This is a genomic window from Moorella glycerini, assembly GCF_009735625.1.
GTDB classification, from domain to species: Bacteria; Bacillota; DSM-521; order Neomoorellales; family Neomoorellaceae; genus Neomoorella; species Neomoorella glycerini.
In genome coordinates this window covers 3286463-3313322 of sequence record NZ_CP046244.1, presented here as the reverse complement: position 1 = coordinate 3313322, position 26860 = coordinate 3286463, and the positions used below count along the sequence as shown (strand labels likewise).

The following is a 26860-nucleotide window of genomic DNA, read 5'->3' as shown; positions in this document are numbered from 1 at the left end:
GCCTGGGGGGATGAAGGAGATTTCGTCAGGAAAATGGTTGCGTCTTTTGTACCGGTTATGCCGCCTGTATGGGGTAGAGCCAGCCTATTGCGACGTGGAGGGTAAATTGCGGGCGGCCGGCCCGGAAGCGTTACTGGCGGTGCTGCGGGCCCTGGGGGTGGCGGTGGCGCGTCCGGGGGACCTTGCCGGCGCCCTGCGGGAAGGGCGGCTGCAATACTGGCGGCGTTTCTGCGAGCCGGTAGCCGTGGCCTGGGCCGGCCGGCCGCCGCGCCTGGAGCTGCGCCTCCCCGCCGGGAGGGCGGCCGGACCCCTGGAATGCAGGCTGCGCCTGGAAGACGGGCGCTTGTGGCAGCAGGTAATCGACTTGGACCGCCTACCGCTAATCCGGGTCAGCGAGGTGGAAGGGGTAGCCTTTGTAGCCCGGCAGCTCAACCTTCCCGCGCGGTTGCCCTGGGGCTACCACCACCTCCAAATATCCCTGCCCGGCCTTACCAGGAAGGTATTGATTATTGCCGCCCCTGCCCAAGCCTGGTACCCGGCAGCAGGCCAGGGAGAACACCTTTGGGGCTGTTTTTTGCCCCTCTATGCCCTTCATTCACGCCGGAGCATAGGGGCAGGGGATTTTGGCGACCTGGAGGCCTTATCCCTCTGGGTCAAAAAACTGGGGGGCAGCTTCACCGGCACTTTACCGCTGCTGGCGGCTTTCCTGGATGAACCCTTTGATCCCAGCCCCTACCAGCCGGTCAGCCGCCTTTTCTGGAACGAGTTTTACCTGGATATTTCCCGCCTGGAAGAGGCACGGCAGTGCCGGGAAGTTGGAGATTTGCTGAACTCGGCGGCGGTACGGGAGGAGATCGCCTCTCTGCGGGCCGGGCGCCTGGTCGACTATCGCCGGGGGATGGGCCTGAAAAGACGGTTGCTGGCCCTTTGTGCCCGCCATTTTTTTGCCAGCGACACCGGCGGGCGAGCGGAGATGGAGGCCTGGCTGGCCGGCAAGCCGGCAGCCCGGGACTACGCCCGTTTCCGGGCCGCCGTCGAAAAACAGCGCGCCGCTTGGACTGAGTGGCCCTCCCGCATGCGGGAGGGTTGCCTTAAAGAAGGCGATTACGATACGGAAGCCATGCAATATCACCTCTACGTCCAGTGGCAGGCCCAGCGGCAGGTGCAAGCCCTGGCGACCCGCGCGCGGCGCTCCGGCCCGGGCTTATACCTGGACCTGCCCCTGGGGGTTCACCGTGAGGGTTATGATGTCTGGCGCCATCGCCGGAATTTCGTCCTGGCGGCCAGCAGCGGCGCCCCGCCGGATACCTTTTTTCGCCAGGGGCAGGACTGGGGGTTTCCCCCCCTGCACCCGGAGGGGATCCGGGAAGACGGCTACCGCTATTACATCGCCTGCCTGCGCCATCACCTGCGCCACGCCGGTATCTTGCGCCTCGACCACGTCATGGGGCTCCACCGCCTCTATTGGATACCCCAGGGGCTGGCGGCCACGGAGGGAGTTTATGTTCGCTACCACGCCGGGGAATTTTACGCCATCCTGGCGCTGGAGTCCCGGCGCCACAAGGCTATCCTGGTGGGCGAAGACCTGGGAACAGTGCCGGGTTACGTGCGCCAGGCCATGACCAGGCACAAGATTAAGCGCATGTATGTCCTGGCCGCGGAGCATACAGGAAATCCGGGCCGGGCCCTGAGGCCGGTACCTCGCGAGAGCCTGGCCTGCCTGAACACCCATGATATGCCGCCCTTTGCCGCCTTCAGGCGGGAAGGGCAAAAGAGCGGCCGCCAGCGCGCGGCCTTACCGGTCTTCTTATATAACCGCGGCTTTTTGCAGGTGCCGACTACAGCGACCGATAGTCTCCTGCGGGGATGCCTGGCGTACCTGGCCGCCAGCCCGGCGCATTTGCTCCTGGTCAACCTGGAGGACCTGTGGCTGGAAACGGAGCCTCAGAATATCCCGGGCACGGAGGTCCATTACCCCAACTGGCGGCGTAAAGCTCGCTACAGCCTGGAAGAGTTCACCCGGAATGCAGGAGTAATATCTCTCTTGCAAGAAGTTAACTACTGGCGCGGTGCTGCAGAGGAATAGTTTCCCTGGCGGGAAGCTATTATTGACCACGCCCGGCAGGGGCGCTGTCTTGAGGACACTATCCAGTTTTAACGGAAAGGAGAGGATAGGCTTTGCAAAAGTTGTGGACGCGTTTGTTTTTATCTTTAGCAGGTTTAATTTTAACTTTACTATTCGCTTCTACTAGCAGTTTCTCGGCCACCGACCCCTTTTTAATTCCCGGGCAGGATGATACCCACGCGGCAGAGCAGATTCTCGTTAAATTTAAACCCGGCATCCCTCCAGACGTTAAGGAGAGGGTGCATGTTCAAAATGATGCCCAGATAATCGACGCTATCCCTGAGATAGGAATAGAAGTAGTTAAAGTAGCAAAGGGAAAAGCCGGGGAGAAGGTGGCCAATTACAGTCGCAACCCCCAGGTAGAATTTGCCGAGCCAGACTACATAGCCCGCGCCGTTTTCATTCCTGATGATCCCTATTTTGAGAAACAGTGGGGAATGGCCAAGATTCAGGCACCGGATGCCTGGAAGGTGACCAAGGGGAGCCGGGAAGTGAAAATCGCCATTCTAGATTCCGGGATTGACCAGGATCACGAAGACCTGAGCTCCCAAATTGCGGCCAACGTTAATTTTACCCGCAGCAAGACGGTAGATGACAAATTCGGTCATGGTACTCACGTGGCGGGAATCGCTGCAGCAGCCACCAACAACGGCAAAGGGGTGGCAGGTGTCGGCTTTAAGTGCAGCCTCATGAACGTTAAAGTATTGGGCGATGACGGGAGCGGTTACTATAGCTGGCTGGCCAAAGGTATTATATGGGCCACAAAAAATGGGGCCAGGGTTATTAATATTAGCGCCGGTAGCAACAGGCCGTCTAAGGTATTAGAAAAAGCTATTAATTATGCTTGGAGCCAGGGAGTGGTCCTGGTTGCCGCGGCCGGCAATGACAATTCTTCAGCTCCTTTTTATCCCGCTTTTTATACCAATTGCATCGCAGTAGGAGCTACAGACGAAAACGACAGCCGCACGTTCTTTTCTAATTATGGGCCCTGGGTGGACATTGCCGCACCGGGTTTAAACATCTTTTCTACCACCCCCAACCACGACAACTATATTCACAATTATGGCATAGCCCTGGGCTACGACTACCTGTCAGGGACCTCTATGGCCAGCCCGCACGTGGCCGGAATAGCGGCTTTAGTCTGGGCCAAGTATCCTGGCTTGAGCAATGTGGAGGTAAGGAAGAGGATCGAAGAAGGGGCGGATCCCGCAGGGGGCTTTGATCCGCCTATAGGGCGGGCTAACGCCTATAAGGCTTTACGGTGAAACATTAGTTTCGAGGCGGGCTAGTTCCAAACCCTTTTCTGCCATAAAGATAAAAGTTAGCAGCCCGCGGGGAGAAAAAGCAGCTTTAGCTACCTCAGAGACCACGAGGGGGCTAGTGACAACCTGGGGATAAAATTTAGGGGGTTCCGGCTCGATAAACTTTATGCTTATAATGACTTCCCGCGCATGTTGGGCTATCTGCGAAATGGAGAGCTTATAACCGGGATTGGGTTTTATTCCCCAGCAGGCTAGGAGATAAACATTTTGGAGGAAGTCTGCTCCCTCGGGGGCTGCAGGGTAATACGTTTGATAGTTTTGTTCAGTGAGCACCAAAAAAAGCGCTTCCGGGGAAGGTATGGCCCAGGAACCGGGATCGGGCAGGAGACGAAAAGGTATAGCAGCAGATTTTTTCGGGCCGGACACCCCCACACCCTTTCTACAGATAGTTCTGCCGTTTTTCATATGCTTCTTTCACCGCTTCCAGAAAAAGGTCTACGAGCAAGGGGTCGTAGTGGCTACCAGCATACCGCTGCAATTCTTGGCTGGCCTGGGAAAAGGTCAGCGCCTTTTTGTAGGGGCGGTCGGTAGTCATGGCATCGAAGCTGTCGGCCAGGCGCACAATGCGCGCCGGGAGCGGGATCTCCTCTCCCTTTAAGCCATCCGGATAGCCAGAGCCATCGTAGTTTTCATGATGGGAGCGAATAATCGGTGATATATCTTGGAAAAATAGTAAAGGTTTGACTATTTCGCTACCATATATTGTATGCATTTTCATGATCTCCCATTCTCTTGCGGTTAAAAAGCCTGTTTTATTTAGGATGGCGCTCTCGACTTCGATCTTCCCAAGGTCGTGTAAATAGGCACCGTAGCGCAAGGTATCTTTTTCTTCCTCGGAGAGGGGTAATTTTTTCGCTAGGGCTAGAGAGTAAGACATAACCCTCTCCGAATGACCGAAGGTGTAGCGGTCTTTGATATTTATCAGCGCCACCAGGGTCTGGAGGGTAGGGAAGGCCTCCTTGACTTTTAAGTGGGTTATCTCGCTGATTATAGAATAATAAAGGTAAGCGTCGCCTCGCGAGTACTTGCCTCTGTAAAGGTCATTTTCTGCCGCCCTCACCAGAGAAGAAATCCCGTCAGCGTCAGCCGGGTAACTCGCTAAGCCAACAACAATGGTAAAAGGCTTGAAAGGCGGCGTGCTTTCGTTCTCCAGCAAGGAGATGTTGGCGCGGCTCACTATTTTTTCTTTAATATAGAAAGTCACCCTGGCGGCCTCGCTTTTTTCTTTCCCTGGAAAAATAAGGGCGAATTCATCCCCGCCGTAGCGGGCTGCATAACACGGCTCTTTGATTTCCTCCCCTAATAATTGCCCGATGTTGGCTAAAATTTCATCCCCCTTCTGGTAACCGTAAACCGTATTAAAGTACTTAAATTGATCGATGTCTAATAAGGCAAAGGATACAGGAAGATTTTCCGCTGCCGCTTTTTGCAAGGTTAGGGCCAGCTTTTCTTGCAGGTAGCGGTGGTTGTGCAGTCCGGTTAATTGATCGTAATCGGCAAGCTGGAGCAACTCCTGCCGGGTTTTCCTTTCTACTTCCATCAGCCCGCCCACCAGCCAGGTGAGCAGGAGATTAACGCTGGTGATGAGAGAGTTCGTTTGGAAAATTTCGGGAGGCAAGTGGTTGTGCAAGCGGTAATCCAGAAAAAAAAGGAGTGCGCTGGCCACAACAGCGGCCGCTGTCCCCCCCAGCTTGCCCAGGCTGGTGGCGGCGATTATGGAGGGGACCAAGATCAAAACCTTGGCCCCGAAAAAATTATGGCTGTACCAGAGAAAGATAAAGGCCAACGGGAAAATGACGGCCAGCAGCAAAATCTCATCTATCTGCGGCTGTTCCAGATTGGTTATTCTGGGGAGGAGTTTGCTGGCAGTATACGCTATGATTGTTGCAGCGAAAATAATAAACATAAATAGCAAGTACAAACGCAGATGAAAGCCTAAGGGTAGATTGTAGAAGCTGAAAACGATCATTAAAAAAATCAAAAGGCTGACGATATGGGTAACTAAAATATACTCGGATATCTCTTGCGCCCTCTTTTGCTCCCATTTACGCATCGACGCTTCTCCCTTGCCAGAGTTAAAGCTGAGACGTCATCTCTTTCATTTGCCTGGAGCAGCGAGCCCCCGCAATTCCTCAAAAATGGGTACCGGGAAGGGCGGGGCTTCCCGGTACAGATTATTCTGAAGAGCCACCTATTTGCGGAGGGACCTGGGCACCTCGGGCTGATGGAAAAAGAATACACAAGTTGGCTTGACTCCAATAGCAGCGGCAAAGACCAAGACGCTGAATGCGGCAGGCAAAAGGCGGTTAAGTAAACGCTTCATCCTCTTTCACCTCCCTGCTTACGCTGAGATTATTTCGTCTATGAGAGTGGCAAACCGGTGTCCCGCCCTGGTCAAAGTAAAGGTCTGCCACCATAGACCCAGGCTCAGGGCCAGGACTACGGCCGGGGCCTCGGCCGTAGCCAGCAGGGTAATTTGTACGGCGGCGATTAAAAAAACGCTGGTGATGGATAAACGCCGCATTCTCTGGCGGTATTGGGGGGAAAGAAGGGGTTTGGCCGGAGAATCAACCGGGGCCAGGCGCCCGACGAAGAACAAGGATAAGAGCGAACCCAGGATAATTGTTAATAATAGGTGAAAAGGGCTCAAAAGAGGCGCCAACACTAGAGATATTTTCCCTAGGGCCGGGGAAACAAATGCCCCCAGCAGGGTGCACGTTAGGGGCGACCGGCTGTGGGCCCCGCCGGACCACAGGCGCAGGAAAGCTGCCGTTAAGGTAGCGGCCAGGGTGGTATACAGGCAGCCTAACAGCCAGCCTACCAGGCTGATGGACAGCAAGCTTATGAGGGGATAGATGATAACTTGCAGCCCATAGATGGCGATCTCTTCTTCATCGGGGGTTAAATTGAGCTTCTCCTTTAAGTAGGCTGCCGCCGGTCGGGTCAGGTTAAGCCTTAACAAACCAATCCCCTCTTTTGGTTATAATAATTCTTGACTAAAGCCAGGATCAACAATAGTACTGTGTAGGGGAGGGCAAAGGCTGCTCGCAAAAAAGGATTGGCGAAGACTTCCTCATATTCCAACCCGGTAAGGTTTAAAAGGGGTTGCGAGTAAATAAGCTCGGCGGTGGCTATAAGAGCAAAGCAGAGCAGGACGGCCAAAAATATTTTGGACAGTTGGGCGCGGGTGAAAAGCCGGGTATAGGCAGCTAAGGATAAGATCAAAATTACCGAATGCACGCCAAAGGTGATGGGCAGAAGGCGTACCAGGTTGGTGAGGGTCTGCAACAGGGCAATGGCAAGAACCTTTCTATCTTTTATCCGCAGGTTCAAAAGGCTAAAGACCGCCATCGTTAGTACCAGGCTCTCGGGAAAATCCTGGAGGAGCAAAGCATATATTATATTTGGAAAACTTTCCTTAAACATTTTAGGACACCTCGACCGCCGGTTTTTTCCCCATGAAAAGCTTATTCGACAGGAAAGACTTTTCTCCTGCCAAAAAAAAGCAAAGTTATCTTGCCCCTCGGCAATTGGCGTTAACCAGCTCTTGCGAGAAAATTAAACCATACTTAATTGTGAAAACAAGCACAAAAGCGGAGTTGATGTGGAGGAAAAGCGGGGAGAATAAGGGGGATGGAGGGTTAAGTATGATTTAACCCCGTTACTACGGCGTGGATGCCAGCCAGGTCCTTACCGGCTGCACCCTGGGGAAAGGCAATCTCCTTTACCGGGACTACGGCAAGCATGTATTTACTATAGGCGATAGGAAGACGGGCGCTGCCGTCAGGGTCGCTTTAAAAAGTGGCGGCCGTAAGGAAGACGAGGCCTACAGGGACCTGCGGGCGCGCATTTTCAGCGGCCAGGCCACAACTGTGGAAAAGGAGCTTTACGGCCGTTACCAGCAACAGCGTTTACAACATATCCTGGAAGCGCCGGAGGAGGAAATATTTAAAACGGAACATGTAAAACTGGATCTGCTTTTACTACAACCTCCCTCAATATTTCATACAAGTTAATATCAGAACTGTTCATTTTATGATTTTTATGGTGTACCAAAACGAAATCCCTGCATACCTTATCTAACCGGAAGAGAGGTATCGATATTAATTCTTTTCTCAAGATTTCTTCGCGGACGCCAAAATAGCTTACAATTGTTACGCCTAGTCGGCTTGCCACTCCTTTTTTAATAGCTTCAATATTACCCATTTCTACTATTGAGTTGGGCTTCCCTACCCCCTCTTTTTGAAGATAGGCTTCAACCAACGCGCGCATACCAGAACCTTGCTTGGAATGGATAAAGGTTTCCTCCAGTAATTCTGCGGGCATAACCATATCCCGGTCGACCCACCTGTGCCCGGGCCAAACAACAAACACCAGTTTATCCTTCCCTACCGGCAGAAACTCTAATTCTTCGCCTTCTGCCCAGCCGGGATTTTCCCCTAAAAAGGCGAAATCAAGTTTGCACTCGCGAAGCTTTTCAATTATATCTCGGGCATAACCAATCTCGAGAGAGATCTTGTCGCCAGGGTATAATTGCCTGTATTTGTTTATAGCAAGGGGTAATATATAGGTTCCTGTTAAACTGGAAGCCCCTATAGATATAGCCTTCGTACCGGCACTACGGGCCTTTTCAAACCTCATGGGAATCTCATCGATAGCGGATAAAATTTGTTTTGCTAGCTCATACAAAAAGCGACCTTCCGGGGTTAGGGAAAGTTTCTTACCCCCCCGCACTAATAATTTAGTTCCACAATATTGTTCCAGAGCACTTATCTGTTGGCTTACGGCAGGTTGAGTCATGAACAAGCGGTCCGCAGCGCCGTGGAAAGACCCCTCTTCCATTACACTACAGAAAGTGCGTAGCTGTTTTAAAGTCATTTACTGTATCCCTCTCCGTTTGATAAGATTTATCTTATCGCGCAGATAAATAATTCGGTATTGTACGTCTAAATTCCTTCTAATAGACTTTTACTTGAAAGGACATGACGTAGCTTCAGAAGAAAAATGGCTCCTCGCTACATCAAGTGGGTAAACCAAAATCCAGGTTACCAGCAATAAGATAAGAGATGGTAATAAAGTTAGCCTTATTACGATAGCCACGAGCCTTTGCTTTTCCAGCTTGCAATAGACTGTTGGTACCCTCCAGGAGGCCGTTAGAAATACGGCTGTTAAACCAACTTAGCACTCCTTCCCAGTGGCGTTTAATCGTTTTAGCAGCCTCAATCATCGGTTGCAGGCGGCAATGGGTCGCCCAGAAATACCACCGCTTGAGATGGGCTTCGCCACTCTTCCGATCAGGCTGGTTAAAAAGATCCTGGAAGGCCAGCTTGATGCGATAGGCTCGCCCGGTTTTTAGATGGCAACGGCTAAGGGCCTCTATGCTTGCTTTTTGTTTACTGGTCAGATTGGCAGGGTTCTTAAGCCATTGATAACGGGTCTTCTTTAAAAGGTCTGTCTCCCGGCTCTCCTGGCGTCGTACTTCATCAAGGGCCTGATTGACTATTTGCATGAGGTGATAACGGTCTAAAACTATGGTGGCATGGGAAAGGTGCTCCTTAAGGCCGGCAATAAATGCCGGTGAAAGGTCGCAGCACACTTCCTTAATGGCTTCTGGATTACCGTTATGCTGGATAAAATCTTCTACAAAAGCGGCAATGGTATCCTTAGCTCTGCCCGGGGTGGCAAACAGTAATGCGCCCTTATCTAAATCCACAAACAGGGTGATATAATCGTGTCCTTTCCGGGCGGAGGTTTCATCGATACCGATGCGGGTTACACCACTAAAGTCGGCCTTGGCTCTGCCGGCCACCACGTAATGTTTTACTACCCGCCACAGCCGGGTATCGTGTTCGTTTAATAATCTGGCTACGGCAGCCATAGGCATATCTTTGGCCAGGCGCATGAGCTGGGCTTCAAACAAGAGGGTAAACCCGCCCTCCCCTTGAGCCCAGGGTACCTCAACTCGCCTGACCCCGCAGCCGTGTTTACACTCTACCCGGGGTACACGGGCGATGATGAAGGCTTGATATTGAAAGAAGTCCAGATGGCGCCAAACCTGCTTCTCCGTATCATAGGCTTTGGCTCCAGGTTTGCCGCAGACTGGACAATTAAAGCTTGCACCGCGCTCAAAATCAACATGGATATCGAGGCACCCTTTTTGTTTTGAGAAAATAACTTCGGTAACCTTCCAGGGAGGGGTTAGACCCAGGGCATGGGCAAATAAGGCGTTTTGGTCGGGCAATGCTGGCCACTTCCTTTACCACCAGTATTGACCAGCATTTCTACACTATAAGGCGATATTCCTTCTTGTTGTCATTTATTTACATAAATGTTAGCAAGTCTTGTAGGCTAAAATTACCATTTATGGAATCTCAACATGCTAGAAATAATTTACTTCCTTTTCGATAATTGGTTTTACCCACACGAAATAGCGAGGAGCCAGAAAAATGAGGTTGCGATCATGCAACAAATGTAAAGGAGGTAAGGTTTAAAGGCATGACGATGAGTGAAAAAATCGGCCCCAAAAATTTATTACCAGAAAGGCAGAAGAGCCCTTTGGAAAAATGGCTCACCTATTTAGGCTTGCCCCTAGCCGTTATAGTTTTTACCTTATTTTACACTATGCCTACGCCGGTAGGAGTAACGATGCAGGGCAAAGCTGCCGCTGCGGTATTCTCTTTAGCCCTGGTTCTGTGGGTTTCAGAAGCTATTCCTGTGTACGTAACAGCTCTGGTAGCTATTTTTTTGCTGGCAGTCACAGGAGCGTGGGATGAGAACTCTATTCTTGGTGTTTTCGGGTATGACGTGATATGGCTCATGGTGGCGGCCTTTATTATTACCTCGGGTAAGGAAAAAACGGGATTAGCCAAAAGGTTCGCATTGTTTATGATAACGAGATTCGGTAAGACGGCCAAGATGGCTCTTTTGGTAATGATTGTTACCAATTTTATAATTACCTTTGTTGTCCCCTCCACTACGGCGCGAGCGGCTATCATGTTGCCCCTGGCCGTAGTCCTGGCCGAGGCGTATGGAGCTATCCCTGGCAGATCTAATTTTGGCAGATTATTGATGATTCAAGAGCTTCAGGCAAATAATATTAGCACCTCCGGCATATTGACGGCTACCGCTCCGCAAATAATGGCCGTAGGACTGATTAAAGACCTTGCAGGTATTAACGTAAGCTGGGGGCAATGGTTACTGGCCTCCATGCCTATAGCTTTCATTACTTTGATATCTAGTTACTTTATCGATCTTTTGCTCTATCCGCCAGAGGTCAGCACTCCCCGGGGTCAAAGAATAGAAGAAATGGGAGCAGAATTGAAAAATATGGGGCACTTGAATAAAGAGGAATGGAAGGCGCTTGGCATCTTCGTCCTTACAGTGTTCCTATGGGCCACGGGCCCTTATCATATAAAGATGTTTGGATTTAATATCTCTCTCGTGATGGTGGCTATTCTGGCTGCAACTCTTATGTATCTGACAGGTTTGCTGAGCTGGAAAGAAACCAAGATCCCCTGGGATCTTATGATTTTTAGCTGTGGAGCCTACGCGGCAGGTATGGCCATAGAAAAATCGAACATCGCTGCTTGGGCGCTCGACCGTATTTTTGGAGTGGCCAACTTATCACAGCAGCCGTTTATACTGGTATTCGCAGCAGTATTATTTATAGCGAGTTTCAGCCATATAATTTTTACCTCCAAGACAGTACGTACTGTGATTTTAATACCGGCCATAATCCAACTGGCCAAAGTGACGGGTTACAGCCCGCTGGCTTTAGCGCTGCCGGCAGCCTTCACCATTGCTGACAGCATTACATTGCCTCCTAATTGCAAACCGAATCTGATTTTCTATTCGACAGGCCAGTTCACCGTTACTAACCAGCTCTTCTACGGAATAATCGTGTTGCTCGTAAAATGGGCATTTATGTGCCTGGCCGCTTTGACGTGGTTTAGATGGATTGGTTTATATTAAAGGCCAAGACAAGGAGAGGGTGCACCGTGAAGAGGCTATTTATATTACTAATTGTTATCCCCCTCGTGCTGATTTTATTGGTCTGGCAGGCACCGGTGGCGCAAGCGGAGCAAATTACCAGTGAACTACAAGAAAAGATAATGGCTACATCCGGCAGTGAGGCAAAACTAGAAGTTACCTGGAAAGGGAAGCTCGGACCCGAAGGGACTATAGTTTTACCCCAGCCTGCTTTAAAGGCTAAGTGGCTGCAAACTGAGGCTACAGGTGCAGCAATAGAGGAACCCAATCCCAAGGAAGTAAAATATGGCGGCAATAAATGGTACCAATGGAATGTCACAGGCAACAACGAAGGTAAAGAAATAAGTCTTAGAGTAATTTATCTTGTGCCGGATCTCTTTAAAGAAACGAAAAGTGAAGCGAGCGCAGAAGGTGGTCCAACAGCGAGGGGCGATCTCAGAAATTTTACTTACAACTTTAAGAACAACACTCCGTTTGGTATAGGGAAATACACTTTTAGCGTTGTTTTGCCACCAGGTTATGAGGTGTTCAACGTCACTTCGCCCAAGAAAGATTTTAAAGTAACACGAGATAAGAATTCGGGGAGCATAATTGTAGATATGTCCGGGAAAAAGGATACTCCGGCCATTCCCACGGGATCCTCTGTCAGCCTTGAATTCAACTATGTTAAAGGCCTATCCGTTGCCCGGACAGTGGTTTTTTGGGTGGCAAGCGTGTTTATTGCCGGAGCTTTCTTATATTTCCGGAGGCACCTGGTTCTTTCAATCAGGTAATAATAACACTTACAAGGAGATGTAGTCGGTGAAGACAAGAGGTATGTTAATAATCGCGGACGGTCTTGGGGACCGTCCTATTTTAGAGTTGGACGGGAAGACCCCATTAGAAGCGGCCAGCACCCCCAACCTGGATCGGCTGGCTTATGGCGGTATAGTTGGCATAGTGGACCCTTACGCTCCAGGTGTTCCTTGTGGTACGGATGTAGGAACGCTGTGTGCTTTAGGGTACGATCCCTTTAAATACTATAAAGGTCGTGGGCCTATTGAGGCCTTGGGGGCCGGGTTACAGCTTGAGGCGGGCGACGTGGCTTTTAGGTGCAATTTTGCTACCATCGATGAGCAGGGTCTGGTAGTTGACAGGAGGGCTGGCCGCATAAGGGAAGGAACAAGTGAGCTAGCCTCCTCCCTTAACAACATATGCTTGGGTGAAGATACGGTCGCCTTTTTCGCTCCCGGGACGGAACATAGAGCTGTACTGGCACTCCGCGGGTCCGGATTAAGCCCGGCTGTCTCCGATTCGGATCCCGGTACTGCTTGTGAAGGACGGCCAATGCGTAAGATTTACCCGTTGGACAACACGCCTGAAGCCGCCAAAACTGCTCGATTACTCCAAGAGTTCCTCGATATAGCGCAAGAAAAATTAAGAAGGCACCCGGTCAACCTCGCCAGAGAGGCGGCAGGATTGCCGCCAGCCAATGCCATCCTGACGCGCGGCGCGGGGATTATCAATACTATCCCTCCTCTCGCCAAGCGTTATAAAGGGATTAAAGGGGCTCTTGTAGCCGGTGAAAAGACAGTGCTTGCAATAGGAAAAATGGTTGGGTTAGATATTTTTTCAGGTGAAGGTATAACCGGCTCCTATGATTTTGATCCTGTCGCCAAAGCCCGACTAGCTCTCGATTTAGTAAATAAAGTCGATCTAGTAATAATTCATGTTAAGGCCGCAGATTTAGCAGGCCATGATGGAAGATGGGACCTCAAGATAAAGGTCGTAGAAAAATTAGACTTGCTGGTGGGGGCCTTGATGGAAGGTTTGCCGGCAGGGGTTCACGTAGCTATAACCTGCGATCACTCCACTCCATGTAGCGTACGTGATCATTCAGGGGACCCGGTGCCAACGGCTATATGGGGCCCTGCTGTACGCAGCGACTTTCAGACCTATTTCGGAGAGAGAAGTTGCGCTGGGGGTGGACTAGGTAGAATTACCGGTTCGGCCTTTTTCAATGTTCTTATGGATTTGCTAGGCTTTACATCTAAATTGGGGGCATAAAATAGAGTTTTGCCCTTAATGTTACTCACCGGCATGCTGCCAAAAGAATAATAAACAAAAGAACACTCAAATAAGTAGGATGAAGCGAGATTTTGTTCTACCCGGCCATGCCCGGGAGGCACAACCAAACATGAAAATAGGGCTATTTTCGTACTAACCGGCCATGCCCAGAGGGGCACAATCAATCATGAAAATAGCACTTGATTAGGGCTATTTTCTTGCTAAACCTTTGCGGTAACAGGAGGTAAACGTACGTTGAAATTACACTGCTGGGGTGGAGTATCCGAGCAAGGACGTTCCTGTTTTTTGTTGCAAGAAGGAAATTGCCTTATACTACTAGATTGCGGCGTTAAACGTACATTTACTGCTTCTGAAGCGGGAGAATATCCTCACTGGGAAGTTAATCTTTTAAATGGTATTGAAGCCACTTTGTTGAGCCACGCTCATGAAGATCACTGTGGTGCCCTGCCTCTACTGAGTAAACTGGGAATTCGAAGGCCGATATACACGCACCATTGGGTCGTACCGGAGGTTGCCAAAAGCTGTACTGCTTGGTTGCAGGCAATTGATAATGCAGGGCACAAAAAGCCTTACCAAACAGAGGATATACTCTCTTTACCCCTATGCGCAGTTGGCTTTGGCGAGAAAGTGGAAATTAAAGAAAGTGAGATTTACCTTAATTCCAGTGGCCATGTACCGGGTTCGGCCTGGTTTGATATTGCGGTAAAGGGAAAAAGAATAATATACACAGGTGATTGGTGTCCATCGAGCCTTCTATTTCCTCATGTTCAGTTCAGCGGCCATACTGACGCCATAGTATTGGACGCAGCCTATGGAGTTGCTGTTGTAAGGCAGAATAATATTTATGAACAGCTCTTGGGAACAATTACAGCTACGGTTAGTAACGGGGGAAGCGTCCTTCTACCCGTTCCCCGTGTTGGACGTTCCCAAGAGATCCTGGTGTTATTAAACCGCGAACTGGTGGCTGAGGTGCCTATATATGTGGAGGCTCCTATTCTTGAGTCATTAAGAAATCTCCTGCGGGACCAGGAAAGCAGCGGAATGAAATGTCCGGGGGAAATAATAAATATCGTTTACAACGAAAAAGTTAAAGAATTTCACCGCCCTTTAGAAATGGGCCAGAAGGAACGGGCTATAATATTGGCTACCGATGCCATGGGTAGCTCCGACGCGACAAAGGAACTGATAGACTACTTAGGAACCTCAGAAAAAAATACCATAATTTTTACGGGCTTCTTATACGAGGGAACGAAGGGCGAGCAGGTCCTAAAGGGTACACTAGATGGGATCAAGGCCAGAGTAATTATGCTCACGTGGAAAGTCCACCCAGATCGGAAAGACATCGAGGATATGTTAGGGAGGATAAAAGGCGATCCAGCGGTAATTATAACCCATGTGGCACGCGAAAAAGGGATGGAACTGGCTCGTCTGCTCCGTCAGAAAGGGGTTAAAGCCATCGTTCCCCATATAGGCGAGATTATAAATCTGTAAAAATAAAAATAACAGTTCATCCCAGTACAAGCCAGTTCAGTAGCGCTTACTGTACGGTTTAGAGACGTTTTAGAGTTTAAAGCCCAGTATCAGTGTGCTGCATTAAGGCTTAATGGCATGGTCGATCAAGGTGGACTCCTTTCATGGGTAAAAGTTGCCCAGGACGAGGAGTCAATTTTTTATTTAATATTAGCAGGAATTAAGCAAAACATAGCGAATATACTTTTAACGTGAACACATTACCAGCACAAATGTGCAAATTGAGGAGATATAATATGAATAGCGAGGCGAAAAACATCATCCGGGTAGCCCGGTTATATTATGAAGAAGGTCTAAATCAACAAGAAATTGCCACTGAAATGCAACTTTCGCGATCTACTGTTTCCCGCTTGCTTGAAAGGGCCCGTAAAGAAGGTTTTGTGGAAATTCGTGTGATTAATCCTTATGACCATGACCAAGATCTTGCCAGGGCTTTACAGCGGCGCTTTAATCTTAAGGCTTGTGTCATAACACCGAGCGGGGTTTCCGAGCGTACTTCCAGGCGGGCAATCGGTTTAGCGGCGGCAGGCCTGCTCAATGAAATTCTCAAGGGAGGCGATGTACTTGGTATTTCCTGGGGTGCTACCCTTTATGAGCTGGCAATAAATCTCAACGGCGTAACCCCAAGGGCAGTCCAGGTGGTTCCGTTGTTAGGTGGAATGGGCCAATTGCCGCGTCATTTCCAGGTTAATGAATTGGCCCATATGATTGCCCAGGCTTTTGGTGGTACGGCCTACGCCCTTCATGCTCCGGCCCTGGTAGGCTCTGCTGAAGTTAAAAAAGCGTTAATTAACGATTCCAGTTTAAGCACAGAAATAGGTTTGTGGTCCCAGGTTACAGTAGCGGTAGTGGGTATTGGGCCGCCCATATCCGTGTCCCCCATGTTATCGACTAATTACTTTGGCGACAACGACGTTCTTGCTTTGATGCACCAGGGGGCAGTGGGGGATATTTGTGCCCGCTTCTTCAATGGATACGGTCGTCTATGCCAGGCACCGGTAAACGAACGCATTATCGCTGTGGATTTAGAGATGCTGCAACAAGTGCCTACTGTAATCGGAGTGGCAGGTGGGCCTGAAAAAGTACGAAGCATCCTGGGAGCCCTGCGCGGCCGGTGGATCAATATCCTGGTTACAGACCTCAGCACGGCCGAGGAGTTAATGCGCAGTGCCAGGGAGGATAGAACAGAGTGAAAATTGGCCTAATACTCAATCTGCAAGCTGGCCGTGGCCCGGCATATAATCGCTCGTTTGTTGCTACCCTTTTACCGCGGCTATTTTCAGGTTTAAGGGCTCTCATGCCCGTAACGGCGGTGCTAGTTCCAGAGGAATCGCTGGCAGCGATTATCGCCCGGGAAAATAATTTACCGCTTGTAACCCTGGCTATAACGCCAAGGGGTAATCGCGACGAAACTGTCACAGCCGTGCGGTTGGCCTATCAGGCGGGAGCAGAAGTTTTAGTGGTTATGGGGGGAGATGGTACCCTGGCTGATGCTGCGCTGGGCATTCTATTAGCTCAAAAGATGTTACCGGCTGGTGGCCTGAAAACTAAGATTCGGCTTTTGGGTGTGGGGATTGGGACGACCAACGTCGGGGCGCTTGTCGCCTTTAAAGGTGAGGAATTAGCTGGCGCTACTGCGGCGCAGCTCGACCAGTGGTTCCAGTCTTTGCAGCCCTTTAATCCTCCGGCGCTGGTGGCTGGAGTTACTGACGAAATTTTAGGGGTAGGATTTAATGATTGTACCTTTGGCTTTACCGTTCCAGCCACGGTGCAGGGCCAACGGCTGGATGTCGATGCAGCGGCCATGATGGTAGGCCGACATGAGCAGGGTACAGTCAGGCCGGTTGGCGGGCCGGAAACGGAAGTCTGGCTGAGGCGCAATCAGCAATCGTTGCTGGTAGCTAGAGGTTGCGAAGCAGGCCAAATAATTATTGGCACAGTTGATGAGCGTTATATCGGCAAGGCAGTAGCCGGGGGTGTCTGTCTAACAGCCCTGGCAAGGGCGCCAGCAGCGCTGGTGGTGGCCGATAAACCCTTAACGCGGATTAACCTTGACGCCGGCAAAATGGAGGCTTTAGAACCGGTAACAACCCGCTGCTTCAGTTTGTTTACCGGCGACAGGGTAGCAGTAAAAGGTTTACTCAATAATACTGTAATCTGCGTCGATGGCAATCCCTTAAGCAAAGTAAGTATGGAGCAAGAAGTGACGGTGGCAGTAGATACTGGCCTGGTAACCTGTCTCAAGCCAGTTAACAAACATTGATGGCCGCAGTCCATAAAGGAGGAGGGGACGTTTTGACAGGCAGGCAATTACGTTTGCGCCGCTTGTTGCCGCCAGGAGGCGGCCTGATTGTGGCGCTGGATCATGGCCTTTTTCAAGGCCAGCAAGGAGGACCGGCAGACCCCCAGAGGATAATCAGGAAGCTTGTGTCAGAGCCGGTGACCGGTTTGCTGGTGAGCCGGGGGCTATGGGAACTGTTACCGCCGGACTGTTATCCTAAAGCCCTTTTATTACGAGTGGATGCCGCTACGTCATTTCCTGCAGTGCCAGACACGGTGCAGGTTACCAGCGCGGCCTGCGCCCTGCGCCTGGGGGCAGATGGCATCTTAACGATGGGTTTGTTTCGGCAGGGAGAAAACAATAACCTTTTGCGGTATCTGGGGTTACTGACGGAGGAGGCCCATGCCAACGGCCTGCCGGCTATAGTGGAATTGATGCCAGGTCGTGATAGCTTACCCATGCCGGATGCCTTGCGAATTAGTGCTGAACTGGGCTTTGATGCCGCCAAAATTTTCTATCCGCCGGTTCAAGATGACTTTGCCGGTTTTAGCAGCTTAATTGCAGATAGCCCCATTCCCATTGCCGTTGCCGGAGGTGAACCTTTGGCCGCAGAATTAAAACTCCTGGAGTTAGTACGTGGAATCTGCGACGCGGGCGGCCGGTCTGATTTTTGGCCGTAATATCTGGGCCCATTCCCGACCCCGGGCAATTATTAGAGCGATCAATGCTGTTTGGCAAGGGAATTTAACTCCTGGTGAAGCTTATGAACAATACTTAGCTATGGAAAGCGAGGATGTATGACATTGAAGGCAGCATTTTATGTGGGAGCGGAGCAACTGGAAATACGGGAAGAGCCTTTGCCTCGCTTGGAAAAAGGAGATTGGCTAATCAAAGTAATGGCGAGTGCAGTATGTGCTACTGACTCCAAGACTTACTTGCGGGGCCATCCGTTTAAAAAGCCGCCGGCGGTTCTCGGTCATGAAGTAGCGGGAGTAGTTGTGGCTGCCCCGGGGGCGATTAATAACAAAGACGGGCCTCGGGAAGGGGAACGGGTGGCGGTGGCGCCTTATATCCCTTGCGGCCACTGTTACTGGTGCAGCAATGACCAGCCGACCCAGTGTACCAACCTTTTTGCTGTTAGCATTGAACCTGGCGGTTTTGCTGAATATGTACGTGTACCAGCAGCTACCGGGGGGCGAGGTCTTTATCGCCTGCCGGGCGAACTAGATTATGCTGAGGCCAGTTTGACCGAACCGGTGGCCTGTGCTTTACATGGCATCGAGGCCTCTCGCATCAAGGCCGGGCAAACGGTGTTTGTTATTGGCGATGGACCGATGGGCATCCTCCTGGCCCGCCTGGCTAAAGCCTTTGGCGCCCGCGTTTTTTTAAGCGGGATGCTGCCCCATCGTCTGAAAATTGCCGCTCAAGGCCTGGATGGCATTTTCGACGCCAGCCGGGAAGAAGTTGACCTGCGCCCTTATACCGGGGGGCGCGGGGCCGACGTTGTACTAATTGCCGTAGGCGTACAGGAAGCGATCAGCCAGGGTGTACGGAATGTGCGCCGGGGTGGGATAGTTAACTTTTTTGCCGGGCTCCCTCAGGGTATGAGCTTTCCGCTGGAACTGGAGCAGGTTCATTATGGCGAAGTTACTTTTATAGGTACTTTTGGTTTCAGCCCTGGACAATTTGCGCGAGCACTTGAATTTATCGCATCCAGACGGATATACGTGGATGACCTCATTACAGGATACTACCTTTTGTCAGACACAGAGCAGGCCCTGAAGGACGCGCTGGCCGGTAAAGGTCTTAAGAGCGTGATACTTCCTTGGGGAGATAAGGTATAGGGGTATGGCTGTTACCCTGAGGTTACAACGGTATGATTTCGGATTATTCCCGAACTTTTCTAAGGGGAAATCTAAAATGATAGGGGCAGAGAGTCAACAGCTGGAAGGAACTCGGTATAATAATCAACCGGGAGAGCCAACCCTCCCTTATAGTGTGGTTACAGTTGGGGCTGCTGCTGTTGACTTGGTAGCCCAGGTGGACACTTTTCCCGGGGCCGATCAGCTGGTCCTGGCCAGGGAAGTGCGACGGGAACCGGGGGGATCGACAGCTAATATAGCTGTCCGCCTGGCCCAGTTAGGGGAACGGGTGGCTTTTGCTGGTTTAGTAGGCGACGATGCGAGCGGGCAATACCTGAAGCAAGCCTTTGCCAGTGAAGGGGTGGCTACCGAACTGATCACTACCGTGACGAATGGTAACACAGCGAGTGCTGTGGTGATGGTCAACCCGGAGGGGCAGCGAGCCATCCTTTCTTTGGGAGGGACCGCTTTGTATAGCGAAATAGCCCAGGTTCCGGCCGGGGTATGGGAAAGCAAGCTACTGTATATTGGCGAGGCCTATTTACCGCTGGTCCGCCAATTGGTAAACGGAGCCTGCTCCCGGGACCAGCAGGTATTCTACGGGCCAGGTGGCATTTTTGTGCGGGAGGGCTGGGCCGCCCTGGCTGAGGCCAGCCGGGGAATTAAGGGCCTTTTCCTTAACTGGGAAGAATGTATGCTCTTACTGGGCCAGGAAGCAAGGGTGCCCTCTCAACTACCCGCACTAGCCGAGTGGTTGGCCTTGGTGATTAAAGAAGCGGGTTGGTGGCAGGGAGCGCTGGAGGAGATAGTTGTAACCCTTGGCGCCCGAGGCTGTATCTGGCTAGCTCCGGATGATTTGTCCTGGCAACCGGCGATGCCAGGCAGGGTAGTCGATACTACTGGAGCCGGCGATGCTTTTACGGCGGGTTACCTGGCGGCTTATTTAAAAGGGTGGCCGGTGCAAACGCGGTTAAAATTTGCCACTGCCTGCGCTTCTCTGGCCATTGAGGGTCAGGGGCCGCGTTCAGGGCAGCTTACGTTGGAGAGAGTAACAACCAGGTTACAATTGGAGGGTGGCATGGCTGGTGGTTGAGCAGGATTTTACGGTTGAGCTGGATAAAACCATTGGCTGCCTGTGGGGGTTAGCTCTAGGCGATGCCATGGGTATGCCGACGGAATTTTTGACTCCAGAAGAGATTGCTAGCAGCTTTGGGGGCAGGGTGCGGGAATTGCGGGTGCCCTTAGCCTCCCATCCTCGGGCAGGTTGGCCGCCTGGCGCAGTGACGGATGACACAGGTCAGGCCGTTGCCCTGGCCAGGGCCCTTATTAACCATCGTCGCTTGACTCCAGAGCTAGTTGCTAATACTTTATTGCAATGGGCGGTGGAAGCAGATGCTTTTGCCAAAGGGTTTATCAGCCCTTCAACGGCTAACGCGCTAAGGGCATTGCAAAGGGGTGCAACACCAACCGAGGCGGGTTGCCAAGGGAGAACAAATGGCGGGGCGATGCGTGTAGCTCCAGTGGCCCTTGTCTTTCGCAAAAACTGGCAGTTGCTGATGGAACAAACTGCTATTGCCTGTTTGCCCACCCACGGCACTAGCCTGGCTATTTCGGGAGCCGCAGCTGTTAGTGCGGCTATAGCCGCGGCGCTAGCACCTGGAGCCAGTGTGGAGAGTGTCCTGAAGGCCGCACGCCTGGGCGCTGTAGCCGGCCGCGATTATGGTTGCCGGTGTTGGACTCCGTTGCTGGAAAGGCGCCTGGATCTGGCCCTGGAAATTATTGCGCGTTATACCGAAAGGGCGGACCGGATACGGGCACTTTATGAGTTCATTGGTGTGGATATGACAGTCACCGAAAGCGTGATTACCGCCCTGGCCCTGGTGGCAATTACTGACGGTGAACCAATGCCGGCCATTATAGAAGCCGTCAATATGGGTGGCGATACGGATACGATAGCGGCCATCGCCGGGGCCATCTGTGGGGCTTTAAAGGGCACGCGGGCTTTTGATGTTGCTATGGTTTCCCAGGTAGAAAGTGTTAATAACCTGGATTGCAGAGGACTGGCAATAAAGCTATTGCGGCTCAGGAAAGCGGAAAATTTCAGCTAGCCGACGGCAAATACCGCCTTGGTCCTGCAGGTAAACTCCGGGGCCATTTTTATTTAAGGGTTCTGCATGGTAATTTTACCTTATATTTCATTGTAACAGCCGCGAACTGAACTTATGTTCCAGGACTTTTATAATTAATCAGCAGGAATCCAGGGTTGCATAGCGAAAAAAGTAAAAGCAACCATGAAGGTTGCTGCTGTAACCACGGAGGGTACGCGAGCCCCTGGAGGGGTGCCTAAAGTGGTTATTTTTTATTTCAAACAGGAAGGAGCCGATAATAATGGATTTTTCCTCAAGCGAATGGGAAAGGGCCGTGGCCTTTCATGGGCACAGCTGCCCGGGCCTGGCCATTGGCTACCGGGCAGCCAAAATCGCCCTGCGGGAGCTGGCTGCCGGGCGGGCGGGCGATGAAGAACTGGTGGCCATCGTAGAAACCGATGCCTGCGGCGTGGATGCCATCCAGGTCCTTACCGGCTGCACCCTGGGGAAAGGCAATCTCCTTTACCGGGACTACGGCAAGCATGTATTTACTATAGGCGATAGGAAGACGGGCGCTGCCGTCAGGGTCGCTTTAAAAAGTGGCGGCCGTAAGGAAGACGAGGCCTACAGGGACCTGCGGGCGCGCATTTTCAGCGGCCAGGCCACAACTGTGGAAAAGGAGCTTTACGGCCGTTACCAGCAACAGCGTTTACAACATATCCTGGAAGCGCCGGAGGAGGAAATATTTAAAACGGAACATGTAAAACTGGAGCTGCCGGAGAAAGCCCGCCTTTTTAATTCCGTGACCTGCGCTTATTGCGGGGAGCCGGTAGCAGAAGTCCGGGCCAGGGTAAAGGAGGGGCGATACGCCTGCATCCCCTGTGCTGAAAGCTACAGCCGCGGCTGGGGTGCGACCGTATGATTTTTGCCCCGGTATGCTATCCCAAATTTTAACCGTGGGAGGAAGGGAAATGTTTAAGAGGATACCAGGCCTGGTTACAGCTTTGTTGATATTAATAGTCCTCGCCGGCTGCGGGTCGAAAGCCACGGCCCCCGGAGCAGGGGTCCCCAAAACCAAAATCGTTGACCTCGTGGGCCGGGAAGTGGAAGTTCCTGTCCCGGCGCATAAAATTGTAGCCATTGGACCGGGTGCTTTAAGGTTGGTTTGTTACGTAAACGGGACGGATAAGGTGGCAGGTATCGAAAACGTGGAAAAGCAAAAGCCTGCCGGTAAGCCTTACATGCTGGCCCATCCCGAATTAACAAGTAAACCTGTAATCGGACCGGGGGGGCCTGATTCCACCCCGGACGCGGAGAAACTGGCCAGCGTCCAACCCGATGTTATTTTTGTGGCCTCACTGGTGGACAGGTCGCGGGCAGATGAACTCCAGGCCAAAACGAACATCCCGGTGGTGGTGCTGAGCTACGGCAAAGTGGCCACCTTTGACGAGGACGTTTATAAATCGCTGCAGTTGATTGGTAAGATTATTGGCAATGAAAAAAGGGCCGGGGAAGTGGTCGCTTACCTGAAAAATTGCCAGCAGGATTTAAAAGCGCGGACAAAAGATATACCGGAAGACAAGAAGCCCAGGGTCTATGTAGGCGCCCTGGGTATGAAGGGTGCCCACGGCATCGAAAGCACCCAGGCCCGGTACCAGCCTTTTGCGGCCATTAACGCGCGCAATGTGGCGGACGAAACGGCCAAAACCGGGAGCATAATGATTGATAAGGAAAAATTGTTAAGTTGGGACCCGGATATCATCTTTATCGATGAAGGCGGCTTGAGCCTGGTGCAGGAAGATTACCGGAAAAACCCGCAGTTTTACCAGTCCCTGAAGGCTGTGAAAACAGGCCGGGTTTACGGCCAGATTCCCTACAATCACTACACTACGAACATCGATACCGCCATTGCCGACGCCTACTTCGCTGGTAAAGTGATTTTTCCCGACCAGTTTAAGGATATAGACCCGGCCGGGAAAGCCGACGAGATTTACCAGTTTCTTCTGGGGAAGCCCTTATATGAACAAATGGCCAAGGATTTCGGCGGCTTTAAACAGCTTAACCTGACCACGCCGTAGAATAGTTTGGCAATTTCACGACGCGGGGAGATAGAAAATTGTGCGCCACGCGGCAGTAACAAACATCCCGGTAAGTTATCTAAAGTACACCCGGAGAAAAGTCCTGGTCATTGGCTTTCTTATCGTTTTAAGCGTTTTGTTGGGTATTTACGCCATCAACGCCGGGTCGGCAGAGCTTACGCCGGCCCAGGTAATTATGACGCTGCTGGGCAAGGTTGAAGGACGGACCCGGATCATAATCTGGAATATCCGCCTGCCCCGGGTGCTGGCGGCGTTCACTGCCGGGGTGGGCCTTTCCGTGGCGGGTTGCGTGATGCAAAACATCTTGCGCAACCCCCTGGCTTCCCCTTTCACCCTGGGTGTTTCCCAGGGGGCAGCCTTTGGCGCCGCCCTGGCTATCATCGCCATGGGGGCGGGTAGCACGCACAGCAGCGGTGCCGATGCAGTGCTGATTAATAGCCCTTATCTGGTAACTTTGACTGCTTTCCTGGGTGCTATGGCGGCGACCCTGGTGATCATTTTCCTGGCCGGGTACAAAGGATTTTCTCCCGAAGCCATGGTCCTGGCCGGGGTCGCCCTGGGTTCTCTTTTTTCCGCCGGGACGATCATCCTGCAGTATTTTGCCAGCGACGTGCAGGTGGCGGCCATAGTTTTCTGGACCTTTGGCGATATTGGCAGGGCTTCCTGGCGGGATCTGGAAATCATGGCGGCGGTGGTTGGGGTTGCCTTTCTTTACTTTATGGCCAATAGATGGAACTACAACGCCCTGGACAGCGGCGAGGAAACGGCCAAAGGGCTGGGCGTGAGTGTAGAAAAAATAAGGCTGGCGGGAATGTTTTTAGCCTCCCTGATAACGGCCACGGTGGTTTCTTTTCTGGGGATCATCGGCTTTATCGGCCTGGTAGGGCCGCACTTGATGCGGCGTTTGATCGGCGGCGACCACCGCTTTTTAATCCCGGCCGCCAGCGTTATGGGCGGGTTTTTACTGCTGGCCGCCGACACCCTGGGCAGGACCGTCATGGCGCCGGTTGTTTTGCCGGTAGGGGCCATAACATCTTTTATGGGTGCCCCTTTGTTTCTTTATCTTCTCGCCAGGGGGTACAGCAAAAGATGATTCTGGTGGTAGACGGGGTGCAATTCAGCTACAGCAGCCGCCCTGTTTTAAGAGAGATCAGCTTTACCGTGGCCAGGGGAGAATTTTTGGCGATATTAGGCAACAACGGCGCCGGGAAATCCACCCTGCTCAAGTGCCTGAATAAAATACTAAAGGCTGAACGTGGGACGATTTTAATTGAAAAAGACAACCTTTGCCAGCTCAGCCGGCTGGATGTGGCTCGTAAAATAGGGTATGTGGCCCAGAGAGGTGAAAGCAGCCGGGTTACCGTTTTTGATGCCGTTCTTTTAGGCCGGAAACCCCACATCAAGTGGGACGTTTCCTCCCAAGACCTGGAAGTTGTGCACCGGGTTTTAAGGCTTCTGGATCTGGGAGAGCTCTCTTTACGCTACCTTGACGAACTAAGCGGCGGCGAACTGCAAAAGGTGGTCATGGCCCGCGCCTTGGCCCAGGAACCGCGGGTCCTGCTCCTGGATGAACCTACCAGCAATTTGGATTTGAAAAACCAGCTTGAGGTTTTGCGAACAGTAAAAAAAGCAGTAAGGGAACAAAACTTAGCGGCGGTGGTGGTCATGCATGACCTGAACCTGGCTTTACGTTTTGCCGATAAATTTTTGCTCCTGAAAAATCACACCGTATTTGCCTGTGGGGGAGAGGAAATCATGACTCCGGAAAATATCGCCAGCGTCTACGGCGTGCCGGTGGCGCTTGAGAGAATGAGGAACATACCGGTAGTTGTGCCGCTGGGGTAAATGCTCTGGGGTAAATGTTAATGTTCCGCCAGCCACAGGTTGATGCCGTCTATCCCGGGGGATGCCCTCCGGGTTTTTAAAATTTTGGTTGCTAAACCTGTCGTATCTTTGTATTTTATTATTGACAAATGGCCATAATAGGTTTATACTAATAATGAACATAAGACCGAAAGGGGGTGTAAAAATGCCACGTGGAGATAGGACCGGCCCGTGGGGCCTCGGGCCACGCACCGGTCGCGGCGCCGGATATTGTAACGGTTTCCCCGTACCGGGCTTTATGAATCCTGCTTTCGGCTTTGGACGGGGCCTGGGTCTGGGTCTGGGTCGCGGCCGGGGGCTGGGCTTGGGCCGCAGGTGGGCCTGGGGTTTTTTCCCGCCGTCTTATGGCTGGTTTCCCGGGGGCTGGTGGGGCGCACCCTTTCCCGGTGCCGTACCGCCCCAGGGCGCGGCGCCTGAAGTGGAATTTTTAAAGCAGCAGGCGGCCGTGCTGGAAGGCCAGCTCAAAGCGGTCAAAGAACAGCTGAAGGCTTTACAGCAGGAAGAGCGGCAAGATAAGGCCGACGATGCGGAAAATGAGGACCTGTAGGTAAACCCAAAATGCGGGGCCGGGTCATAAATTTACCTCCCGGCTCTTTTTGTTTAATATTTTATTGACATAAGGTCAAAATAACTATATAATGTTATTGGACAAATGACCGTTATAGAAGGGGGGAAATTAATGAAAGTGGCTATTACGGCCCAGGGTAAAGATGCCTCGGCAGCGGTGGATCCCCGTTTCGGGCGCTGCCAGTATTTTGTTATAGCCGATACCGAAAAAAATAACTTTGAGGCCGTAGCCAACGATAACCTGGCCGCCGGCGGCGGGGCGGGAGTGGCTACAGCCCAGGCCTTGGTCAACCGGGGTGTGGAGGTTGTCCTTACCGGCAATGTTGGGCCCAATGCCCTGCGGGTTTTGCAGGGTGCCGGGGTCAAGGTTTACGCAACTACAGCACCGACGGTTGAGAAGGCGCTGCAACAGTGGCAGACCGGAGAGGCCACGCTATTATCCCAGGCTAACGTAGGATCCCATTTTGGTATGGGTCGGGGAGGTAACAGATGGTGAAGATCGCCGTAGCAACTGAGGGAACAATGGTAGCCGAGCATTTTGGCCATTGTTCCCAGTACAGCCTGTTTACCGTTGAAGACGGGAAAGTAATAAGTAAAGAAGTTATTGCCAATCCCGGGCATCAGCCTGGCTTTTTACCTGGTTATCTGGCAAATTTAGGTGTTCACTGCGTTATTGTCGGCGGCATCGGCGCGCGCGCCGTGGAATTGTTTGGTGAGCGGGGCATTGAGGTCATAAGCGGTGTTGCTGGCCCGGTAGAGGCGGCAGTGAATGCTTACCTGAGCGGTAATCTCAAGAGTAGCGGCAGTACCTGCAGCCATGACCATGGCGGCCACGAAGGCTGCGAACATTAAAATAAACGGAGGAGTTTAACATGGCAGCTAGGGTTGACGAGGAAAAGTGTACCGGTTGTGGTAGCTGCGTCGAGGTTTGCCCGGTAGAAGCCATTACCGTGGAAGAAGTAGCTGTTATTAATGCCGATGAGTGCCTGGAGTGCAGCGCCTGCGTTGAGGAGTGCCCTAATGAAGCAATCAGTCTTGATTAAAGCG

28 protein-coding genes are annotated in these 26860 nt (G+C 51.8%); 21 read left to right on the top strand and 7 right to left on the bottom strand.

Annotation, left to right across the window (positions count from 1 at the left end; genetic code table 11):
* The first annotated feature begins 94 nt into the window (after window positions 1–94).
* Entirely contained in the window at window positions 95–2086 is a 1992-nt protein-coding gene (malQ, locus tag MGLY_RS16515) for a 4-alpha-glucanotransferase (RefSeq protein WP_246187369.1), read from the top strand.
* 92 nt (window positions 2087–2178) lie between these two features.
* Complete coding sequence (locus tag MGLY_RS16510; protein WP_156275727.1) at window positions 2179–3390, top strand: S8 family peptidase; 1212 nt, start codon at window positions 2179–2181, stop codon at window positions 3388–3390.
* On the opposite strand, the gene MGLY_RS18920 is transcribed toward MGLY_RS16510, so the two are convergent.
* The 5 genes from MGLY_RS18920 to MGLY_RS16485 all read right to left on the bottom strand — a co-directional run bounded on the left by MGLY_RS18920 (window position 3382) and on the right by MGLY_RS16485 (window position 6873).
* A complete protein-coding gene (locus MGLY_RS18920; protein ID WP_156275725.1) occupies window positions 3382–3852 on the bottom strand; it encodes a protease complex subunit PrcB family protein in 471 nt (156 codons plus the stop codon). The two genes, MGLY_RS16510 and MGLY_RS18920, sit on opposite strands and share 9 nt — an antisense overlap.
* The gene (locus tag MGLY_RS16500; RefSeq protein WP_156275723.1) at window positions 3827–5500 is read right to left on the bottom strand and encodes a bifunctional diguanylate cyclase/phosphohydrolase; all 1674 of its coding nucleotides are present in this window, start codon (window positions 5498–5500) and stop codon (window positions 3827–3829) included. The genes MGLY_RS18920 and MGLY_RS16500 overlap by 26 nt, the downstream gene beginning before the upstream one ends.
* Window positions 5501–5638: 138 nt before the next feature.
* Window positions 5639–5770: a cyclic lactone autoinducer peptide gene (locus tag MGLY_RS18915; RefSeq protein ID WP_156275718.1), complete on the bottom strand. Its 132-nt coding sequence runs from the start codon at window positions 5768–5770 to the stop codon at window positions 5639–5641.
* 18 nt (window positions 5771–5788) lie between these two features.
* Window positions 5789–6409 (bottom strand): accessory gene regulator ArgB-like protein, encoded by a 621-nt coding sequence (locus MGLY_RS16490; RefSeq protein WP_170291150.1) that lies wholly within the window; start codon window positions 6407–6409, stop codon window positions 5789–5791.
* Entirely contained in the window at window positions 6403–6873 is a 471-nt protein-coding gene (locus tag MGLY_RS16485; RefSeq protein WP_156275714.1) for a hypothetical protein, read from the bottom strand. Before MGLY_RS16485 ends, MGLY_RS16490 begins: the two co-directional genes overlap by 7 nt.
* Before the next feature lie 245 nt (window positions 6874–7118).
* On the opposite strand from MGLY_RS16485, the gene MGLY_RS16480 reads away from it, so the two are divergent.
* Window positions 7119–7463 (top strand): FmdE family protein, encoded by a 345-nt coding sequence (locus tag MGLY_RS16480; protein WP_156275712.1) that lies wholly within the window; start codon window positions 7119–7121, stop codon window positions 7461–7463.
* Here MGLY_RS16480 and MGLY_RS16475 read toward each other — a convergent pair.
* The gene (locus MGLY_RS16475; RefSeq protein WP_156275709.1) at window positions 7396–8325 is read right to left on the bottom strand and encodes a LysR family transcriptional regulator; all 930 of its coding nucleotides are present in this window, start codon (window positions 8323–8325) and stop codon (window positions 7396–7398) included. The genes MGLY_RS16480 and MGLY_RS16475 overlap by 68 nt on opposite strands.
* 142 nt (window positions 8326–8467) lie before the next feature.
* Window positions 8468–9688, bottom strand: a complete 1221-nt coding sequence (locus MGLY_RS16470; RefSeq protein WP_156273076.1) for an ISL3 family transposase — start codon at window positions 9686–9688, stop codon at window positions 8468–8470.
* Between the two features lie 254 nt (window positions 9689–9942).
* Here MGLY_RS16470 and MGLY_RS16465 point away from each other — a divergent pair, with 254 nt between their 5' ends.
* From MGLY_RS16465 to MGLY_RS16380, 18 genes are all read left to right on the top strand, one after another.
* Window positions 9943–11418: an SLC13 family permease gene (locus MGLY_RS16465; protein ID WP_211661946.1), complete on the top strand. Its 1476-nt coding sequence runs from the start codon at window positions 9943–9945 to the stop codon at window positions 11416–11418.
* 26 nt (window positions 11419–11444) lie between these two features.
* Entirely contained in the window at window positions 11445–12209 is a 765-nt protein-coding gene (locus MGLY_RS16460) for a hypothetical protein (RefSeq protein ID WP_156275705.1), read from the top strand.
* A gap of 43 nt (window positions 12210–12252) precedes the next feature.
* On the top strand, window positions 12253–13482 hold the full coding sequence (gene apgM / locus MGLY_RS16455) for a 2,3-bisphosphoglycerate-independent phosphoglycerate mutase (protein WP_246187515.1): 1230 nt from the start codon (window positions 12253–12255) through the stop codon (window positions 13480–13482).
* A 255-nt stretch (window positions 13483–13737) separates the two neighbouring features.
* Window positions 13738–14994 carry an MBL fold metallo-hydrolase gene (locus MGLY_RS16450; RefSeq protein WP_156275701.1) on the top strand — a complete coding sequence of 419 codons (1257 nt, stop codon included), beginning with the start codon at window positions 13738–13740 and terminating at the stop codon, window positions 14992–14994.
* A 275-nt stretch (window positions 14995–15269) separates the two neighbouring features.
* Window positions 15270–16226 (top strand): sugar-binding transcriptional regulator, encoded by a 957-nt coding sequence (locus MGLY_RS16445; RefSeq protein ID WP_170291149.1) that lies wholly within the window; start codon window positions 15270–15272, stop codon window positions 16224–16226.
* On the top strand, window positions 16223–17296 hold the full coding sequence (locus tag MGLY_RS16440; protein WP_156275697.1) for a diacylglycerol kinase family protein: 1074 nt from the start codon (window positions 16223–16225) through the stop codon (window positions 17294–17296). The genes MGLY_RS16445 and MGLY_RS16440 overlap by 4 nt, the downstream gene beginning before the upstream one ends.
* Before the next feature lie 32 nt (window positions 17297–17328).
* On the top strand, window positions 17329–17994 hold the full coding sequence (locus MGLY_RS16435; RefSeq protein ID WP_170291148.1) for a class I fructose-bisphosphate aldolase: 666 nt from the start codon (window positions 17329–17331) through the stop codon (window positions 17992–17994).
* Between the two features lie 123 nt (window positions 17995–18117).
* The gene (locus MGLY_RS16430; RefSeq protein WP_170291147.1) at window positions 18118–19158 is read left to right on the top strand and encodes an alcohol dehydrogenase catalytic domain-containing protein; all 1041 of its coding nucleotides are present in this window, start codon (window positions 18118–18120) and stop codon (window positions 19156–19158) included.
* Between the two features lie 154 nt (window positions 19159–19312).
* On the top strand, window positions 19313–20269 hold the full coding sequence (locus MGLY_RS16425) for a carbohydrate kinase family protein (protein WP_170291146.1): 957 nt from the start codon (window positions 19313–19315) through the stop codon (window positions 20267–20269).
* Window positions 20262–21284, top strand: coding sequence for an ADP-ribosylglycohydrolase family protein (locus tag MGLY_RS16420; protein WP_156275685.1), 1023 nt, complete (start codon window positions 20262–20264; stop codon window positions 21282–21284). The genes MGLY_RS16425 and MGLY_RS16420 overlap by 8 nt, the downstream gene beginning before the upstream one ends.
* Window positions 21285–21564: 280 nt before the next feature.
* Window positions 21565–22185, top strand: coding sequence for an FmdE family protein (locus MGLY_RS16415; RefSeq protein ID WP_156275683.1), 621 nt, complete (start codon window positions 21565–21567; stop codon window positions 22183–22185).
* Between the two features lie 49 nt (window positions 22186–22234).
* Window positions 22235–23341, top strand: a complete 1107-nt coding sequence (locus MGLY_RS16410; protein WP_156275681.1) for an iron ABC transporter substrate-binding protein — start codon at window positions 22235–22237, stop codon at window positions 23339–23341.
* Window positions 23342–23381: 40 nt separating this feature from the next.
* On the top strand, window positions 23382–24455 hold the full coding sequence (locus MGLY_RS16405) for a FecCD family ABC transporter permease (RefSeq protein WP_156275679.1): 1074 nt from the start codon (window positions 23382–23384) through the stop codon (window positions 24453–24455).
* Window positions 24452–25207, top strand: coding sequence for an ABC transporter ATP-binding protein (locus MGLY_RS16400; protein WP_156275677.1), 756 nt, complete (start codon window positions 24452–24454; stop codon window positions 25205–25207). Before MGLY_RS16405 ends, MGLY_RS16400 begins: the two co-directional genes overlap by 4 nt.
* Window positions 25208–25391: 184 nt before the next feature.
* Entirely contained in the window at window positions 25392–25793 is a 402-nt protein-coding gene (locus MGLY_RS16395; protein ID WP_156275675.1) for a DUF5320 domain-containing protein, read from the top strand.
* 132 nt (window positions 25794–25925) lie between these two features.
* Window positions 25926–26309, top strand: a complete 384-nt coding sequence (locus tag MGLY_RS16390; RefSeq protein WP_156275673.1) for a NifB/NifX family molybdenum-iron cluster-binding protein — start codon at window positions 25926–25928, stop codon at window positions 26307–26309.
* On the top strand, window positions 26303–26665 hold the full coding sequence (locus tag MGLY_RS16385) for a NifB/NifX family molybdenum-iron cluster-binding protein (protein ID WP_156275671.1): 363 nt from the start codon (window positions 26303–26305) through the stop codon (window positions 26663–26665). Before MGLY_RS16390 ends, MGLY_RS16385 begins: the two co-directional genes overlap by 7 nt.
* Window positions 26666–26685: 20 nt before the next feature.
* Window positions 26686–26856, top strand: a complete 171-nt coding sequence (locus MGLY_RS16380) for a 4Fe-4S binding protein (protein ID WP_156275669.1) — start codon at window positions 26686–26688, stop codon at window positions 26854–26856.
* The last annotated feature ends 4 nt before the right edge of the window (window positions 26857–26860 follow it).

What these genes read in the sequence shown, in the direction of transcription:
- MGLY_RS16395 (WP_156275675.1), top strand. Translation starts at nt 25,392, where the DNA reads ATGCCACGTGGAGATAGGACCGGCCCGTGGGGCCTCGGGCCACGCACC.
- MGLY_RS18915 (WP_156275718.1), bottom strand. Translation starts at nt 5,770, where the DNA reads ATGAAGCGTTTACTTAACCGCCTTTTGCCTGCCGCATTCAGCGTCTTG.
- MGLY_RS16390 (WP_156275673.1), top strand. Translation starts at nt 25,926, where the DNA reads ATGAAAGTGGCTATTACGGCCCAGGGTAAAGATGCCTCGGCAGCGGTG.
- MGLY_RS16415 (WP_156275683.1), top strand. Translation starts at nt 21,565, where the DNA reads ATGGATTTTTCCTCAAGCGAATGGGAAAGGGCCGTGGCCTTTCATGGG.
- MGLY_RS16465 (WP_211661946.1), top strand. Translation starts at nt 9,943, where the DNA reads ATGACGATGAGTGAAAAAATCGGCCCCAAAAATTTATTACCAGAAAGG.
- MGLY_RS16500 (WP_156275723.1), bottom strand. Translation starts at nt 5,500, where the DNA reads ATGCGTAAATGGGAGCAAAAGAGGGCGCAAGAGATATCCGAGTATATT.
- MGLY_RS16485 (WP_156275714.1), bottom strand. Translation starts at nt 6,873, where the DNA reads ATGTTTAAGGAAAGTTTTCCAAATATAATATATGCTTTGCTCCTCCAG.
- MGLY_RS16385 (WP_156275671.1), top strand. Translation starts at nt 26,303, where the DNA reads ATGGTGAAGATCGCCGTAGCAACTGAGGGAACAATGGTAGCCGAGCAT.
- MGLY_RS16445 (WP_170291149.1), top strand. Translation starts at nt 15,270, where the DNA reads ATGAATAGCGAGGCGAAAAACATCATCCGGGTAGCCCGGTTATATTAT.
- apgM (WP_246187515.1), top strand. Translation starts at nt 12,253, where the DNA reads ATGTTAATAATCGCGGACGGTCTTGGGGACCGTCCTATTTTAGAGTTG.
- MGLY_RS18920 (WP_156275725.1), bottom strand. Translation starts at nt 3,852, where the DNA reads ATGAAAAACGGCAGAACTATCTGTAGAAAGGGTGTGGGGGTGTCCGGC.
- MGLY_RS16475 (WP_156275709.1), bottom strand. Translation starts at nt 8,325, where the DNA reads ATGACTTTAAAACAGCTACGCACTTTCTGTAGTGTAATGGAAGAGGGG.
- MGLY_RS16380 (WP_156275669.1), top strand. Translation starts at nt 26,686, where the DNA reads ATGGCAGCTAGGGTTGACGAGGAAAAGTGTACCGGTTGTGGTAGCTGC.
- MGLY_RS16410 (WP_156275681.1), top strand. Translation starts at nt 22,235, where the DNA reads ATGTTTAAGAGGATACCAGGCCTGGTTACAGCTTTGTTGATATTAATA.
- MGLY_RS16400 (WP_156275677.1), top strand. Translation starts at nt 24,452, where the DNA reads ATGATTCTGGTGGTAGACGGGGTGCAATTCAGCTACAGCAGCCGCCCT.